This window comes from Paracoccus marinaquae (assembly GCF_018860165.1).
GTDB classification, from domain to species: Bacteria; Pseudomonadota; Alphaproteobacteria; order Rhodobacterales; family Rhodobacteraceae; genus Paracoccus; species Paracoccus marinaquae.
This window is the reverse complement of record NZ_JAHKNG010000131.1, coordinates 1-889: the sequence shown is the minus strand read 5'-3', so window position 1 is coordinate 889 and position 889 is coordinate 1. Positions and strand designations below refer to the sequence as shown.

The following is an 889-nucleotide window of genomic DNA, read 5'->3' as shown; positions in this document are numbered from 1 at the left end:
GCCCCGTGTATCGTGGACGCCTTCTTCGCTAATTTTGAGGCAAGGAGGCCATAATGAGCAGCAGCAAGTTCAGCGATGAGTTCAAACGGGACGCGGTCGCGCAGATCACCGAGCGGGGCTACCCGGTCAGGGAAGTTTCGGAGCGGCTCGGGGTCAGCCCGTATTCGCTCTACGCCTGGAAGAAGAAGTTCGCGAAGGTATCATCAGGAGAGGCTGAGAAGGACACCGAGATCCGGCGCCTGAAGAAGGAGCTGGCGCGGGTCTCGGAGGAGCGTGACATCCTAAAAAAGGCCACCGCGTATTTCGCCAGGGATGCAAAGTGAGATACGCGTTCGTGGCCGAGCATCGCGGGCAGTTCTCCGTCCGGGCGATGTGCCGGTGTCTGCGCATCCAGCCGAGCGGCTTCTATGCGTGGTTGAAGGCGCCGTTGAGCAAGCGTGCCTACGAAGACGCCCGCCAGACCGAGCTGCTGAAGGAAGCCTGGGTCAAGAGCGGCAAGGTCTATGGGCACCGCAAGCTGCACGACGATCTTCTCGAGCAGGGCGAAGACGTCTGTCTGAACCGCGTTGCGCGCCTGACCAGGCTGGCCGGGATCACGGCACAGATCGGCTACAAGCGCCGCCCCGGGAAGTATGGCGGCAAACCTTCGGTCGTGGTCGACAACACCCTGGATCGGCAGTTCGACGTGGCGGCGCCGGACAAGGTCTGGGTGACCGATATTACCTACATCCGCACGCAGGAGGGCTTTGCTTACCTCGCCGTCGTCATCGACCTCTATTCCCGGCGTGTTGTCGGCTGGTCGATGCAGAGCCGTCAAACGACCGATGTCGTGCTACAAGCGCTGTTGATGGCGACATGGCGGCGAAAGCCAAGAGAAAAGGTTCTGATT

General features: G+C 61.1%; 1 pseudogene. It reads left to right on the top strand.

From position 1 onward, the window contains the following. Positions 1-53 precede the first annotated feature (53 nt). Positions 54-889, top strand: a pseudogene (locus tag KNW02_RS20645) (IS3 family transposase); the annotation flags it as partial.